The sequence below is a fragment of the Mucilaginibacter sp. 22184 genome (genome assembly GCF_052045695.1).
GTDB lineage: Bacteria > Bacteroidota > Bacteroidia > Sphingobacteriales > Sphingobacteriaceae > Mucilaginibacter.
Window position 1 is genome coordinate 699405 of the sequence record NZ_JBQEPI010000001.1, and the last position, 15296, is coordinate 714700.

At 45.3% G+C, this 15296-nt stretch carries 14 protein-coding genes; 7 read left to right on the forward strand and 7 right to left on the reverse strand.

Going from position 1 to position 15296, the window contains the following annotated elements; translation table 11 throughout:
* Positions 1-4 precede the first annotated feature (4 nt).
* The 4 genes from ACTJKG_RS02975 to ACTJKG_RS02990 form a co-directional block, all read right to left on the reverse strand.
* Entirely contained in the window at positions 5-1348 is a 1344-nt protein-coding gene (locus ACTJKG_RS02975) for an MFS transporter (protein WP_440738304.1), read from the reverse strand.
* 777 nt (positions 1349-2125) lie between these two features.
* Positions 2126-2920, reverse strand: a complete 795-nt coding sequence (locus ACTJKG_RS02980; RefSeq protein WP_440738305.1) for a molybdopterin-dependent oxidoreductase — start codon at positions 2918-2920, stop codon at positions 2126-2128.
* Positions 2901-3614 (reverse strand): cytochrome b/b6 domain-containing protein, encoded by a 714-nt coding sequence (locus tag ACTJKG_RS02985; protein WP_440738306.1) that lies wholly within the window; start codon positions 3612-3614, stop codon positions 2901-2903. The genes ACTJKG_RS02980 and ACTJKG_RS02985 overlap by 20 nt, the downstream gene beginning before the upstream one ends.
* 50 nt (positions 3615-3664) lie before the next feature.
* Positions 3665-4468, reverse strand: coding sequence for a DUF1223 domain-containing protein (locus ACTJKG_RS02990; protein WP_440738307.1), 804 nt, complete (start codon positions 4466-4468; stop codon positions 3665-3667).
* Between the two features lie 462 nt (positions 4469-4930).
* Between ACTJKG_RS02990 and ACTJKG_RS02995 the strand changes: the two genes are divergently transcribed.
* The 3 genes from ACTJKG_RS02995 (at position 4931) to ACTJKG_RS03005 (ending at position 6174) form a co-directional block, all read left to right on the forward strand.
* Entirely contained in the window at positions 4931-5503 is a 573-nt protein-coding gene (locus ACTJKG_RS02995) for a sigma-70 family RNA polymerase sigma factor (RefSeq protein ID WP_172334336.1), read from the forward strand.
* 11 nt (positions 5504-5514) lie between these two features.
* Entirely contained in the window at positions 5515-5796 is a 282-nt protein-coding gene (locus ACTJKG_RS03000; RefSeq protein WP_440738308.1) for a hypothetical protein, read from the forward strand.
* Positions 5797-5883: 87 nt separating this feature from the next.
* Positions 5884-6174, forward strand: a complete 291-nt coding sequence (locus ACTJKG_RS03005) for a hypothetical protein (RefSeq protein ID WP_440738309.1) — start codon at positions 5884-5886, stop codon at positions 6172-6174.
* Positions 6175-6556: 382 nt separating this feature from the next.
* Here the strand turns inward: ACTJKG_RS03005 and ACTJKG_RS03010 are convergent, their stop codons facing one another.
* From ACTJKG_RS03010 to modA, 3 genes are read right to left on the reverse strand one after another with little or no spacing between them, the layout of a single operon-like run.
* Positions 6557-7174 (reverse strand): ATP-binding cassette domain-containing protein, encoded by a 618-nt coding sequence (locus ACTJKG_RS03010; RefSeq protein ID WP_440738310.1) that lies wholly within the window; start codon positions 7172-7174, stop codon positions 6557-6559.
* Positions 7171-7842, reverse strand: coding sequence for a molybdate ABC transporter permease subunit (gene modB / locus ACTJKG_RS03015; RefSeq protein ID WP_440738311.1), 672 nt, complete (start codon positions 7840-7842; stop codon positions 7171-7173). The genes ACTJKG_RS03010 and modB overlap by 4 nt, the downstream gene beginning before the upstream one ends.
* Positions 7843-7866: 24 nt before the next feature.
* Positions 7867-8619, reverse strand: coding sequence for a molybdate ABC transporter substrate-binding protein (gene modA / locus ACTJKG_RS03020; protein WP_440738312.1), 753 nt, complete (start codon positions 8617-8619; stop codon positions 7867-7869).
* A 262-nt stretch (positions 8620-8881) separates the two neighbouring features.
* Here modA and ACTJKG_RS03025 point away from each other — a divergent pair, with 262 nt between their 5' ends.
* From ACTJKG_RS03025 to ACTJKG_RS03040, 4 genes are all read left to right on the forward strand, one after another.
* Positions 8882-10792, forward strand: a complete 1911-nt coding sequence (locus tag ACTJKG_RS03025; protein ID WP_440738313.1) for a 7TM diverse intracellular signaling domain-containing protein — start codon at positions 8882-8884, stop codon at positions 10790-10792.
* Between the two features lie 452 nt (positions 10793-11244).
* Positions 11245-13128 (forward strand): glycoside hydrolase family 30 beta sandwich domain-containing protein, encoded by a 1884-nt coding sequence (locus ACTJKG_RS03030; RefSeq protein ID WP_172334330.1) that lies wholly within the window; start codon positions 11245-11247, stop codon positions 13126-13128.
* Between the two features lie 40 nt (positions 13129-13168).
* Positions 13169-14005, forward strand: a complete 837-nt coding sequence (locus ACTJKG_RS03035) for a glycoside hydrolase family 16 protein (RefSeq protein ID WP_440738314.1) — start codon at positions 13169-13171, stop codon at positions 14003-14005.
* A gap of 55 nt (positions 14006-14060) precedes the next feature.
* Positions 14061-15293, forward strand: a complete 1233-nt coding sequence (locus ACTJKG_RS03040) for a family 16 glycosylhydrolase (protein ID WP_172334328.1) — start codon at positions 14061-14063, stop codon at positions 15291-15293.
* Positions 15294-15296 lie beyond the last annotated feature (3 nt).

Here is a 15296-nt window from a genome sequence, read left to right on the forward strand (position 1 = left end):
ATTTTCAATTTACCCTGCGCTCGCGAAAACGGCTAAAAAAAATCAGTGCCAGCAAACAAAGTACACAACCACAAATACCGTTGAGCCGCAGGCCATAATCGTGCCCGGGATCTTTACCGTAAACGGTTAAAAAGGCAAAAAGCGCAATACCCAATGTTTGCCCCAGCTTTACAAAAAGATATTTCACCGCGAAGAACATCCCTTCGCTGTTTTCACCTGTTTCTTTGGCATCGTTCTCCGCAATTTCGGCCAATATGGCGTTGGGTAATATCCCTAACGAAGCCAGTGGGAACGAGGTGCTTAACACCAGTATATAAACCTGCGCTGTGGGCGATAACGGGAGCTTCCCCAGGAAAAATATAGCCACAAAAATGAGGCTCAGTAAGCCAAACGAAAACAGCATGATCGGTTTTTTACCAATCTTTTTCGACAGGTAATTGATCAGCGGATAAAACACTAATGAAAAAAGCACCATGGCACCCATCAGTACGCCACCCATAGATTCGGGCAGGTGCAGCAACACGGTGACAAAAAAAAGCAGCCCGCTTGATATGATGCTGAGCGCCATATAGTACGAAAAATCGGAAATGAGATAATATTTAAAATTCCGGCTGCTGAAAGTTAAACGAATGGCCGAAAGCAGGGGCAGGTGTGTAGGCACACTTCTCGAATACTTTTTTTCATCAATGGTCAAAACCGGCACCAGCATCGCCAGGCCGGCAAAAACACACAATCCCAATATGGCGTATTGCACCGCGGCATCGCGGTTAGGCGTATGCAGGGTACGCTGTACCAGATCGGCGAAGTTATTAACCAGGGCTGATATCACAATACCCACCACAAAACCAAACTGCTGCAAAGAGGATAGCTTTACCTTTTGGGCACTGGTATGGGCCAGCTCAGGCAGCAGCGCATTGTACGGAATTATATAGGAGGTAACCCCCATAAAAAAGCCGATAAGCATAAAGGTAAGCCATACGGCATTGCTGATGCTTTCGCCCCTAACAGGCGGATAAAAGGTAAGCGAGCAAAAAAGTACCGCAGGTATAACCGCCCATTTCATAAAGGGAATACGCCGACCTTGTTTATTTTCACTTTTGTCGCTCATAGAGGCAATAAAAGGGTCAAACAAGGCATCCACAAACCTGCCCGAAGCCGCAATGAGCGACATGATATTAAACACACCAAACACCAGCAGCTGCGGCACCAGGGGTATCAGTCCGGCGCTGGATGGCGGCAGATAAAAATAGGGCAGCATCACAATAATAATATTGGTCATGATGCTCCAGCCTATCATACCACAGGCATAAGCAAGTTGTTTTGATATAGGCAATTGAACAGCCGGCATACCTGCAATATGCAAATGATTTTTAATTATTGAATTAGTGATTTAGTGAATTATTGAATTTTCTGAACCCTGATTAACTCCGTTGAGGGCTACGCCGTTTATAGGATCAAAGGATTTACATGATTTCTTCACTACTCAATTAAATTAACTAGTCATCCTGAGGAACGAAGGATCTATTCTTAAATAGGCATATCGTTTAATAGATGCTTCACTCCGTTCAGCATGACAAACAGATTCCCCTTCTTTCCCGTCAGCAGATAAGCTTTTGTCTGAACCATGATTAACTCCGTTGAGGACTGCGCCGTTTATTGGATTTTAGGATTACCGGGATTTCTTTTATTTCTTAGTCAGCAGATAAGCTTCGGATGAAAGCGGGCAGAACAATGGGGGCCTGTGCGGTTGTAAGGACATTGCGAACCTTACCTGAAGCGTGGAGAATGAGCGAACGAAGTGGAGGTAAGGTTTAGCAGCCCACGGTTCTGTCCGCTTTGCAGGGCAAAGGCCCTGTGCGGCAAAGAAGCATTTCTGCTGACAGCCGTTATTCGCAGTTATTTATTTTTATCGGTCCTCATTATCTCGCTACGCTCGGTCTGGTTACTTTTGTGGCGACATACGGCGAAGCCTTCTTGAGTACCTTAAAAAAACAAACCACAACGAAAAACGTAACTAGGCCCTCCCGCGGCCATGAGCGGGTATACGTCATGCCCGCTGAAGAATAGATCCTTCGTTCCTCAGGATGACAAAGCTTCTTTATTCACAATGACGCGTAATTTTATATTACAACCCCGAATAATAATCATACCCCTGCTCAGCCCAATAATCCGGCGGACGATTATCGCTAAAACTTATGGTACCTATCCGTTTCAGGTTTTTAATACCATATTTAACCGGGATGATCAACCGCAAAGGAGCCCCGTGCTTTGGCGGCAGCGGACCTTCATTCACCTCATAAGCCAGCAGCGTTTGCGGGTGCATGGCGCTGGGCATATCTATTCCGACATAATATTCTTCATCGGGTGTGGCTAATCCCACATACTGTAATTGCGTTTCGGCATCAAGCTTATAATGATTAATAAAATCGATGAATTTTACACCGCCCCAATGCGATATCTGATCCCAGCCTTCCACGCATTTAAAATCATAAACGATATCTGTTTTGGGGAGGGCTTTGAGGTCGTCCAGTGAGATCTGTAACACTTCGCCGCTATGTTTTTTTACCTGTAGCTTCCAGGCGTCGATATCTATTTTACCTTCGGAGCCGATGTCGCTGTTATGGCGCACATTTTTGGCCGCCATTTCTTTAGGATAGGTTTTAACGAGGTTATTATTGCTAAACACCCGGCGAAAAGCCAGCTCTGTTTTGTTCAATGCCCTGCGTAAGGGCGCACGAGCGCCGGCGGTTACGGTACGGGCTTCTTCGGGCGAGTTGTACAGCCATTTCCAGCCGCCATAAGCCACACTCCCGGCCACAATAAAAGTACCGAACGACAGGAAGTTTCGCCTCGATATCTTTTGCTCTATGGTAAGCGGCTTTTTAGGCGCCTTCTGCTTTTTACTGAATATTTTTTTCATCACTTGGAGGTGGGGGTGTAATGTCAATAATAGGTTTGGGGGCTTCGTTCACTACTTCAAAACCCGAGATCACCGAACGGAAGTTGTTCCACCCGGCCAGCATCACCTGCACCACATGGATCACAAAGAAAAGCACATAACCAATCGTTAGCGCAAAATGCAGGATGCGGGCAAAATGATAACCGCCGCAAAGCCAGGTGAGGTAATAAAACTGTACCGGTTTATAAATAGCCAGACCGGTTATCACCGAGCCAATTCCCATCACAATAATGGCGGTATAGGCAATGCGCTGTGCCGCGTTGTATTTGTTTTGAGGCGGCGCCATTTTGCGGATATGCAAATCGTGCAGCAATACCAGCCAGGCCTCTTTGAACGATTTCTTCTGGGGCAGCAGCTCACGCCATTCGCCCGATAGGATGGTGTAGAGCACATAAAAAATGCCGTTCAGCGTAAAAAACCACATAAACAAAAAGTGGAAGGCCATCCCTTCGGAAAGGCGGTGGGGGATATGCAGAGCATTATAAAACCAATCCGGAAAAAAGCTAAAGAACGTATGCCCGAACAGCGTTATCCTATACTCATCATTAGCCCAATAGATAAGCATCCCGCTCCATATCATTATAGCGAGTATCGGGAAGTTTACCCAATGCGTCCAGCGCATTACTAATGGGTGTTTCTCTTTGATAACTTTCATCGGAGGCAATTAGTGAATTATTGATTTAGTGAATTAGTGATTTTTTTGCCTTACTTGCCGGTACTGGCCGTTGTTGTCAGATTGGCCTTTGCTGCAGCCAGTATTTCGCCGTTGGTTTTGTTTTGTACCAGGCCAATTACTTCCCAGTCCTGTGTATTTATTCCCTGGGGTAAAGTAATAGTTGTATTACCATTGCCGCCTGTATTTAGAGGCTGACTTTGTATTTTATGCACAATTTGAACATGCGACAAGGTACGCCCACCATTTTCTCCCCGCTGAACTTTGGTTTGCGCTGCTTTTTGCACCAGGGCCAAAAGCAGATCGCTGTTTTTTTCGGCGCCGGTTGCACGGTATTGTACCGCGATGCGGTCCTGTCCTTTTTGGGTGTTAAGCGTTAAAGTTGCGGCATGGTTACTCTGTAAGCCCGCGGTGATGGCATTACGCAGGGAACCTTCCTCAGAGCCTACAAATTCCTTTTTACCATTCACCACAATTTGCGGTGTATAAACCGATTGCAGGTTTAACCACTCGGCATATTGATTTTGGCGTTTGGAGTATTCGGCGCTGCTAAAAACATCTTTCCAGCCCAGGCGGTTCCAATAATCTACATGAAATGCCAGTATGTAAACGGGCTTGTCCTTATCTTCTTTTTGTATCCGGGCTACCAGCTCATCGGCAGGCGGGCAGCTGGAGCAGCCCTCAGAGGTAAAAAGCTCTATCACGGCAAAGCCTTTGCCAGCGACCATTATTTTATTTTTTGCCGGAGCGGTATCCCTGGGGATAATAAAAGCCGCCGATACCGTTATCGCAGTTATAAAACCTGCTGCAAGGGCAAATATTTTGATTGATCTCATATCGTTATGATTTGATATACGTTTTCCTGCTTAGTCGGGTTGCTTATGATAACCTTACAATAAATTTTATTTTTTCTTTCGGGTCGTTGATATAGTTATATAACAGGAAAATTGCATTTAACAGATAGTCAATAGGAGGCACCTACCGGAGCCCTTAAAAGCAATCTTTTCTTCTATAAACAGGTTACTCCTCCGGAGCTTAACGAATCACAGCTCAAACACTACTCCATAGGAGTAATCTGTTTATAGATAAAACACAAAAAGTACTGGCTCCGTAGGTGCCTCCTCATTTAAAAGCGACTTTCCTGTTACACGTCGGCTAAGCACTTAGGATCAATTGGATATAAGTAAATTTAACGAATAACTGTGGTTATATCATGCTCCGTAAAAAATGCAAATTGGTTTGTAAGGATTTATGTGCATTAGCGACTAAGGGTTAAAATGTTATGTGTAATTTTATTAATGGTAACTGAAAAACAATCTCTTGACCCGCGCAATTGGGTAAATGCCCATGCCGATTACCTGTATGCGTACACACTGTCGCGCCTTAATGATGAAGAGCAGGCAAAAGACCTGGTGCAGGAAACCTTTCTGGCCGCTTTAGAAAAAGTTGACCGCTTTGAGGGTAAAAGCACCGAGCGTACCTGGCTTACGGCCATCCTTAAAAATAAGATCATTGATGTTTACCGCAAAAAGTCGTCGGGGCTGGCCAACATCAGCGAGAAAAAAGCAGAAGAAGAACAAAAAGATTTTTTTGAGGAAGATACCGGTCACTGGACCGAGGCCCATCAGCCCCTGCCTTTTGGCATCGAAGATCAGGAACCGCTGAGGGCAAAGGAGTTTAACCATATCCTGCAATTGTGTATGCAAAAACTCCCCGTCCTGTGGAAGTCGGTTTTCACCATGAAACATATGGACGATGCCTCTACCGAATTTATCTGCAGCGAGATGCGGGTTACCCAGGCCAACTTCTGGGTTATTATTCACCGGGCCAAGCTTAGCCTGCGGGCTTGCCTGCAAAAAAACTGGATCTAAAAGCATTAACCATGAATCACTTAAAAAAAGTAATATATAACTGTAAACAAGCCACCCTGCTCATCGAGAAGCGGCAGATCAAAAGCCTGAGTTTCCGGGAAACCATCGAACTTCGCATACACCTGGCCGGTTGCTCCATGTGCAAGCTGTACAATAAACAAAGCCAGGTTATCCACCAGATGGTGCTGCAGCTTTTTCATGATACCCAACAGCAGGCATCATCCCTTGTGCTTGATGAAAACTTTAAAAAAGAGCTACAGGACCGGATTGAAACAGAACTGAATAATAATTAAAATACTTTGTAAGGTTTATATCTGTGGCCCGACTAAGGGGTAAATATGAATAACGAACCACACATTTAAAACTTAAAAAATCAAAGTATGAAATCAATTATTTCAGGCGCTTTAGCCGCAGGTTTAGTAGCTGTTTGTTTAACCTTAAGCGTACAGGCCAAAACAGTAACCCCGTCAAAATCATCAACAGTTGCGGTAAGCGATACCGGCAAAATGGGGAAGATGGACAAGATGTCAAAAGGCAAAAAAATGGACAAGATGTCGACCGACAAAATGAGTAAAGACAAAATGTCGAAAGGTAAAATGAGCACGGATAAGATGTCAAATGATAAAATGGGCAAAAAGAAAATGAGCAAAGACACTGCGAGTAAAATGTGAGTTTGTTTATTGTTTGAAGAGGAGGGGGCTAATGTCCCCTCTTTTTGTTTGCAGTGATTAGCAAATCAGGCCTGGCCTGTTAGCCTGAGCTTGTCGAAGGATCGTGCGCGGAAGCCAGCAAGCATGCTTTTTCTGGCAAAAAGTGGGTTTACATGGTTTACACTTTTTTGGGCTAACAAGTTTATATATTATTGATAATCAACAATATAAATTCATTTATATGATAAAAAGCTGGTTTATATGTAAACCCACTTTTTGCTTTTTTTTCTACTTGAGTTACAAACCTCCTTGTCATGCTGAACGGAGTGAAGCATCTATTCTGCTCTTAGCATATTCAATAATAGACCCCTCGTTCCTCAGGATGACAACATATATAGTATTCTTACTCAAACACCAGCTCCCCATCGGCCCATCCGTCAAGCTCCTGTGGGTTATGGCTCACGATGAGGGTGGTGGTGCCCAGCTCTTTTAACAGAATTTGCAGTTCTGCAATCAATTCTGTTTTCATTTTAGCATCCAGGGCCGAGAAGGGCTCATCCATTAAAAATATCTGTGGTTTAGTGGCCAGCGCGCGCAATATGGCCAGGCGTTGCTGCTGCCCGCCGGATAGATAATCGGGTTTGTGCTCCTGCAGTGTATCCAGTTTACCCAAAAGCAGTAATCTTTTTATCCAGGCTTCATCCGTAGTGGCGTATTCCAGGTGCTGCCTTACCGTCATGTTGGGGAACAGAGCATATTGCTGAAAAACAAAGCCTGTATTTCTTTTTTGAGGGGGCAGATTGATCCTGGCATCCGCATTAAACCAGGATACAGCATCAACCCTCACCATACCTTTTTCGGGCGTAACCAATCCGGCTATAATTTTCAGGAATGTAGTTTTACCCGAGCCCGACGGGCCATATATTTTGGTGGTGCTGCCGGTTACAAATTGCCGGTCAATCCGCAACACCTGTTGCCCGTGATAGGCCTTTAGCTTTTTTTCGACGGCTATATGGATCATGTCAGCGGACTTTTGGCCTGGTATTTATTAAACACAAAAACGCCTATCACCAGCACAAAAGTAATGGCAAATAAAATGAGCGAATAATTATTGGCCATGCCATAATCCCGCTGTTCAACAGCATCATAAACGGCGATGGAGGCCACCCGGGTTACGCCGGGGATGTTGCCGCCGATCATCAGCACTACACCAAACTCGCCCAGGGTATGGGCAAAAGTAAGTACCGCGGCCGTTAATAACGAGGGTTTGATATTGGGCAACAATACATACCGGAAGGTTTGCCATTCGCTTTTACCCAGCGTGTACGAAGCCTCGGCCAGGGCCGAAGGCAATTGCTGAAGCGCCGATTTTACCGGGCCAACCATAAAAGGTATACTATAAATAACCGATGCCAGCACCAGGCCCCGGAACGAGAATACAAACTGCACATTAAACACATCCTGCAGCCATTTGCCCATGCCATGCTGCGGACTAAAAGCCAGCAGCAAATAAAATCCCAATACCGAGGGGGGCAACACCAATGGCATAGTAATAATAGCTTCGATGATGATCTTAAACAACGATCGCCCGCGGGACAGCCACCAGGCAAAGGGCAAGCCTACCAACAGCAGTATCAGGGTAGTGATACCGGCCAGTTTTAGTGTTAGCCAAATGGGCGAAAGATCCATCAGTTGATATAAAATTGATTGTTTTTATGGAAGCTGGTAGCCGTATGCTGTAAAAATCCGCTTTGCGGCAGGACTTAATATATATTGGTAAAATTTTTCGGCATTGGGATTATTGGCGCCATGTTTTAACAGCACGATTCCCTGCAATATCGGTTCATATTGTTTTTGGTCGATCACCTGGTAATACAGCTTTGTTTTGCTGCCCGTTTCTTTAATAAGCGATTGCGTGGTAAAGCCAACATCAACCACCCCTGTAGTGATATACGTATTTACCTGCGATATGCTTTCTCCATTAACAATTTTGGGCTGCACATTATCCAGAATGCCTTTCTGCTGTAATAATTCGATGGCGGCTTTGCCATAAGGCGCTATGGCCGGGTTGGCAATGGCTATTTTTTTTATGCGGGCGCTCAACAATAAACGCTCCCAATTGGTAAAGCCGATATTTTGCGAACTACAGATGATCAAACTCCCGGCGGCATAAACCACCGGTTTTTTTTCGGCGAAGCCATTTTTAAACAAAGTTTCCGGAAAACTCATATCTGCCGAAAGAAATACATCAAATGGGGCTCCGTTGCTGATCTGCGCTACCAGCTTCCCGGATGAACCCACAATAGGTTCGATTACGATACCGGTCCGTTGTTTAAAATCCCGCTGTAAAACCGTTATAACCGATTGCAGATTGGCCGCGGCTGCCACCCGTATATTTTGCGCCAGCGCCACGCCATGCAGCAAAACGATGGCAAGTGATAAAAATATGAGCCCCTTTTTATTCATAATGTTCAATAAAAGATACTAATATACACTGTTAGTCCATGAACAATGGCTATTTAGTGCCATTTTGAAGCAAAAACGACTAAATTAACCCTATAATACTTATTTACACCCTATTTATTAACTGTTTTACATACTTTTAATAGGATAATAAAAAGAAAACTATTATAATTGTATCCGGCCTGACACTAACCAAAACTAAACAGCTTCCGTACCGGTAATAACCACATTGCCGGTACAGAAGATCCCTTACCTGCTTGTGAGCATGTTGAAACTTTTATTGCGGTCACTTCTTCTAACCCAGGCGCTTCTTTTGTGCCTTATTGTAAACTCGTATGCGCAAAATTCAGTATCTATAAACGACAAAGTTCAGCAACATATATTTGAGTACAAACAACTATTATACCTGGAAGATACTACCGGGAAGCTCAGTTTTAACGAGGTAAAAACCCGTGCACTCGCCGGCGATTTTAAGGTTAACACCGAACCCACCCCGGTTACCAAGCACTTTGGCTCCGCTTATTGGTACAAACTTAAAATAGGTAAAAACCCGGGCACCAAAAACAACTGGATACTGGAGTTTTTTGATCAAACCATTGATAGTATTACCGTTTATTCGCCCGATGTTCAAGGTAATTACCAGGTAGCATCGTTGGGTAGCAGGCACCCCTTCGGGGCCCGGTTCTATCAGCATAAAAACCTGGTGCTCAACCTTAATCCCAATGCCAATAATGATGGGGTTTATTATGTTCGCATCAAATCAAATCATTCGGTAAACATCATCATTGTATTGCGTTCGGTAAGCCGGTTTATCAGTTACGCGCTGGATGAGTATTTCTTTTTTGGTGTTTTTTATGGGATGATCCTGGTATTCGGCCTGTACAATTTCATGATGTTTATTGCCATGCGGCAAATACAATACCTGTATTACATAGCCTACAATATCAGTATAGGTTTATATGAAATGTGTGCCGATGGTATTGCCTATCAATACATGTGGCCAAACGCACCCTTCTGGAACCAGTACGCCTATGGTATAGCCCTGTTTGCCGCCAGTATTTTCGCGGTGCTGTTTACCCTGAAACTGCTCAACTTAAAGGAGAACGCCCCCCGCCTCAACAAGCTGATCCGCTGGGTGATATTGGGGCGCTGTTTGTTTTTTGCGGCCTGTCTTTTTATCAATAATTGCTGGTTCAATTACAAGATCATTGAATTTATTCCATTGTCGCTCGCCTTTTATGCCGGTTGCTATACCTTACTTAACGGGTATAAGCCAGCTCGTTTTTTTGTAATTGGCTACAGCTTTTTGCTCATCGGCTTTATCATCAAAAGTTGCATAGCGCTTAATATGTGGTGGCTGCCCGTTACCGAGTTTGATTACTACAGCCTGAGCGGTTGTTTTATTATGGAGATGCTGTTTATCTCTTTTGCCATTGGCGATAAGGTGCGGATCCTTAAAAAGGAAAAGGACGACGCCCAGCACAGCACCATTATGCAGATGAAGCAAAACGAGGAGCTGAAAGATATCCTCAACAAACGCCTGGAAGAACAGGTACAGGAGCGCACCAAGGAGCTGATCGAAAAATCAAGTATGATAGCCGAGCAAAACGAAGAACTTCGATCGGTAAATGAGCTGCTGCAGCAACAGGCCGAGGAAATTTCAAGGATGAACATTTTGCTCGAAAAGGATAATATTATTCTGCATAACGATATCGAGAAAGTAACGCACGACAGGGTGATGTCGGCCGAGGTTGATTTTGAGGAATTCAGCCGGATATACCCCGATAGGGAAACCTGCTTCAAATTCCTGTCCGATCTGAAATGGGCCAATGGCTATGCCTGCCGTAAGTGCAATAATACCCATTATGGCAGCGGGCATTTGCCTTACAGCCGCCGCTGCTCCAAATGCGGGTATGAAGAATCGGTAATAGCTTATACCATTTTACAAAACACGCGTATTCCCATCAATAAAGCTTTTTACATGATATTTTTAATGTACTCCACCAATGGAAAAATATCATCGCATAAGCTATCCGAGATCCTGTCTATCCGCCAAAGTACCTGCTGGGCTTACAGCTCGCGCATTAAAAAAGTGATGGAAACCCGCAAAAAAGAGATCAAAGACGCGGGTAACAAAGGCTGGAGCAAACTGGTGATCGACAATTCGGCCAATTGATCCATTATCCTGTTTATTAGCCCTTTACTGCCATTTCAAGCATAATAACCCGCCATTTTTTTTTCTTTAAAATTAATTGCGATATAAGCGTATCACAATTAATTATTTTAATTACAAAAACCCTCCCTGTAACGTTAGGCGGCCCTTTTATAAAGTTTATGCGCCTGCGCTTAAAGCGTATTAAATTCAATATAAAGCATTATTAATCAGTTATTTATGATTATTTTTCTTGTTTATTACGTTTAAAATAATATAAATTTGTTACAACATTTATAAACCGTACATAATACTGCCTTCCTGAAAAACAAGCTACGCTGGTGTATTTGATACACGGGTTAAAATTTCAACTATTTTAAGCTGTGGTTAAATCACACGTGATGTTTTGCGCCTGCTGCAGATGAACCGTACGTGGAGATTGACGCACAAACTAACCAATTAACTAATAACAATTTATGAAGATCAATTACAATTTAAAATGGCTGGCGGTATTTATCCTGCTATCCGCGGGGGTATTTTATTCCTGTAAAAAGGATTCCCGCGCTTCGGCAGCAGTAACGCCGGGTCAGGACACGCAAACCGTATCACGTGCAGCTAATGAAGTGGTAAATGCCTGGGTTACGACATCCGACAGGTCGAAACAGTTAGAGGCGCAAACAAGCTTCAATTTCGCAGCCGATGCCGGCACCAATGCCACTACGGTAACTGTGGATGAAAACACCACCTACCAGGGTATTGATGGCTTTGGCTTTACTTTAACAGGCGGCAGCGCGGGTTTGCTTAATGGGCTTGGGGGTAATCAATCAGCTGTACTGAATGAGCTTTTTGGCACTGCCAACGGACAAATCGGTATCAGTTATCTACGTATCAGCATTGGCGCATCCGACTTAAGCGCCAGCGATTTTACCTATAACCAAACCTCCGGCGATGTGAACATGAACAACTTCAGCATCAGCCAGGAAAACCAGGACCTGATCCCTATCCTGAAAAAAATACTGGCTATTAATCCTTCTATCAAGATACTGGCATGCCCCTGGACGGCCCCAACCTGGATGAAGGTGAACACAACCGGCAATAACGGCTATACCGGCGGTAGCTTAAATACTGCATACTATGATGCTTATGCCCGCTATTTTGTAAAATACATACAAGCCATGCAGGCGCAAGGCATTACTATTGATGCCATAACCCCGCAAAATGAGCCGCTAAACCCCTACAACAATCCAAGCATGGTGATGCAGGCTAACGAGCAGGCTAACTTTATTAAAAACAATCTGGGCCCTCAATTGCGTGGCGCTGGTTTGAATACCAAGATCATCGCGTATGATCATAATACCGACAGGATAGACTATCCCGAAGCCGTATTGGCCGATGCAGGTGCCAATCCTTATGTAGATGGTTCTGCCTTCCATTTGTACTCAGGCAGCATCAGCGCTTTAACCGATGTGCATAACGCCTATCCTAACAAAAACGTTTATTTTACCGAGCAATGGGTTGGAGCCCCCAGCAATTTTGGCGGCGACCTTTCCTGGCACGTAAATACCCTTATCATTGGCGCTACCCGCAACTGGAGCCGCAACGTACTGGAATGGAACCTGGCGGCTGACCCTAACAACAATCCGCATACACCGGGCGGCTGCAGCACCTGCCTGGGTGGTATTACCGTAAGTGGCACATCCATTACCCGTAATGTGGGCTATTATATTATTGGCCATGCGGCAAGATTTGTACGTCCGGGCGCTGTTCGTATCTCCTCAAATTTATCAGGCAGTATCCAAAACGTGGCTTTCAAAAATTCAGATGGCAGCAAGGTGCTTATCGCCTTAAACAATGGTTCATCTGCAGTTAGCTTTAAAGTAAAATGGGGCGCCGAATCATTTACCTACAGCCTGGCTGCGGGAGCGGTAGCCACCTTCAAATGGTCGGGCACGCAATCGTCCGGAGGTACCGGAACAGGCGCTCCGATAGGCTCTACAGTTACGCTTAAAGGATTCAACAATCAATACGTAAGCGGCGAAAACGGCACGCAGGCCATGAACTGTAACCGCCCAACCGCATCTGCATGGGAAACCTTTACCGTAGTTGATGCCGGTGCCGGTAAAATAGCGCTGCGCAGCATGGGTAAATATGTATCCTCAGAAAACGGCACGCAGGCCATTACCTGTAACCGTACCTCCATTACCGATACCGAAAAATTTGACTGGATAACAACCGCCGATGGCAAAGTTACCCTGCGCGGCAACAACAGCAAATTCATATCCAGCGAAAACGGCACACAAGCTATGACCTGCACCCGTGCCACAGCATCGGGCTGGGAGGCTTTTGGCATAAATCAATAACAAAGTATTATAAACCAATTAACTACTAACCACCTATCTTATGAAATCATTTTCAAACATCGCTAAAGGAGCCGTGGCAGCCATGGCTCTGCTGGCACTCACTGCATCTTGTAAAAAGGATCTTAATCGCCCAGCAGCCGAACAAAAAAACGATCAAACAGAGGAAACTACCCCGCGGGCGGGCACGCTGCTTTGGTCTGACGATTTTAATGGCACCAGTGTAAATACCAACAACTGGAACATCATCAACGGTAACCCGGGCGTAAACAACGAAAAGGAGTTTTACCAGTCATCCAACATTACTGTGTCCGGAGGTTTCCTGAACATTACGGCACGTAAACAGAGTGTTGGGGGGCAGCCTTATACTTCGGGTAAGTTAACCACAGCGGGTAAATATCAGCCAAAATACGGCCGTATCGAGGCCCGCATCAAATTACCTGCGGTACAGGGTACCTGGCCGGCTTTCTGGGCATTGGGCGCTAACATCAACAGCGGAACCCCATGGCCAAGCTGCGGCGAAATTGATATTATGGAGCAGGTGAACACTTCCAGCACTATCCTGGGTACCATGCATTGGGCACTGGCTGGTGGCAATCAGCATACCCAATATGGCGGCAGCACTACTACAAGTGTAACCGGTTTCCATACTTATGCTGTTGAATGGACCAGCACCGGCATCAAATGGTTTGTCGATGGCACCAACTATGTAACCGGCAACACTACCAATAACATTAACAATACCGGGGCATTTCAGAATCCATTTTTCATTATCCTGAATCTGGCTGTTGGAGGCGATCTCCCTGGTAATAATATTAATGATGGCGCGCTGCCTTGTACTATGCAGGTTGATTATGTGCGTGTATACAGCTTACCATAGCCATCGCCATACTATCATTTGTACAACCACCTAATTATTAACATAAACCGACATTATGAAATCATTTTTAATTTCTGCAAAAGGAGCCATTATAGTAATGGCACTCCTGGTATTTACCGCGTCATGTAAAAAAGACCTGAACAAGCCCGCGGCGTCGCAGGCAGACCCAACACAGGTTAGCACGCCCAGGGCCGGCACGCTGATCTGGTCTGACGAGTTTAACGGCACCAGCGTAAACACTGCCAACTGGAACATCGACAACGGTAACCCTGGTGTGAACAACGAAAAGGAGTATTATCAATCAGCCAATGCCACTGTAGGGGGCGGTTTCCTTACCATTACCGCGCGTAAGCAAACCGTAGGCGGTCAACCATATACTTCGGCTAAGCTGACCACTGCTGGCAAATTTCAGCCAACCTATGGCCGCATTGAGGCCAGTATCAAGCTGCCTGCGGTACAGGGTACCTGGCCTGCTTTCTGGATGCTTGGCGCTAGCATCAGCAGCGGTACGCCATGGCCAAGCTGTGGTGAGATTGATATTATGGAGCAGGTGAATACCTCCAACACCATCCTGGGAACCATGCACTGGGCCGTAGCCGGTGGCAATCAGCATACCCAATATGGCGGCAGCACTACTACCAGTCCTACAGGTTTCCATACTTATGCTGTAGAGTGGGATACCAACTCTATCCGCTGGTATGTGGATAATACCCTATATGTAACCGGCAATATTGCCAACAATATTAACAATACAGGCGCTTTCCACAATCCGTTCTTTATTATCCTGAACCTGGCCATCGGCGGCGATTTGCCTGGCAATACCATTAACGATAGTGCCCTGCCCTGCAACATGCAGGTTGATTATGTGCGTGTGTATGATCTTTCGGGCACCAGCAATCCGTCAAATCCGCCAATTGGTCAAAACATCACCCTTAAAGGTTTTAACAACCAATATGTAAGCGGCGAAAACGGCACACAAGCCATGAACTGTAACCGCCCGACTGCTGCGGCCTGGGAAACTTTTACTGTGGTTGATGCGGGTGGCGGCAAAGTGGCGTTGCAAAGCCAGGGCAAATATGTTTCTTCAGAAAACGGTCTGCAAGCCATCACCTGTAACCGGACTACCATCAGCGACTGGGAAAAATTTGACTGGGTTGCTACGGCAGACGGCAAAGTTACGTTTAGGGGAAATAACGGTAAATTCATTTCCAGCGAAAACGGCACTCAGCCTATGACTTGTACCCGGGCAACTGCCTCCGGCTGGGAAGCCTTTGGTGTAAATCAATAACCT

Coding starts and splice junctions, on each gene's coding strand:
- ACTJKG_RS02975 (WP_440738304.1), bottom strand. CDS start 1,348: ATGCCGGCTGTTCAATTGCCTATATCAAAACAACTTGCTTATGCCTGT.
- ACTJKG_RS02980 (WP_440738305.1), bottom strand. CDS start 2,920: ATGAAAAAAATATTCAGTAAAAAGCAGAAGGCGCCTAAAAAGCCGCTT.
- ACTJKG_RS02985 (WP_440738306.1), bottom strand. CDS start 3,614: ATGAAAGTTATCAAAGAGAAACACCCATTAGTAATGCGCTGGACGCAT.
- ACTJKG_RS02990 (WP_440738307.1), bottom strand. CDS start 4,468: ATGAGATCAATCAAAATATTTGCCCTTGCAGCAGGTTTTATAACTGCG.
- ACTJKG_RS02995 (WP_172334336.1), top strand. CDS start 4,931: ATGGTAACTGAAAAACAATCTCTTGACCCGCGCAATTGGGTAAATGCC.
- ACTJKG_RS03000 (WP_440738308.1), top strand. CDS start 5,515: ATGAATCACTTAAAAAAAGTAATATATAACTGTAAACAAGCCACCCTG.
- ACTJKG_RS03005 (WP_440738309.1), top strand. CDS start 5,884: ATGAAATCAATTATTTCAGGCGCTTTAGCCGCAGGTTTAGTAGCTGTT.
- ACTJKG_RS03010 (WP_440738310.1), bottom strand. CDS start 7,174: ATGATCCATATAGCCGTCGAAAAAAAGCTAAAGGCCTATCACGGGCAA.
- modB (WP_440738311.1), bottom strand. CDS start 7,842: ATGGATCTTTCGCCCATTTGGCTAACACTAAAACTGGCCGGTATCACT.
- modA (WP_440738312.1), bottom strand. CDS start 8,619: ATGAATAAAAAGGGGCTCATATTTTTATCACTTGCCATCGTTTTGCTG.
- ACTJKG_RS03025 (WP_440738313.1), top strand. CDS start 8,882: ATGTTGAAACTTTTATTGCGGTCACTTCTTCTAACCCAGGCGCTTCTT.
- ACTJKG_RS03030 (WP_172334330.1), top strand. CDS start 11,245: ATGAAGATCAATTACAATTTAAAATGGCTGGCGGTATTTATCCTGCTA.
- ACTJKG_RS03035 (WP_440738314.1), top strand. CDS start 13,169: ATGAAATCATTTTCAAACATCGCTAAAGGAGCCGTGGCAGCCATGGCT.
- ACTJKG_RS03040 (WP_172334328.1), top strand. CDS start 14,061: ATGAAATCATTTTTAATTTCTGCAAAAGGAGCCATTATAGTAATGGCA.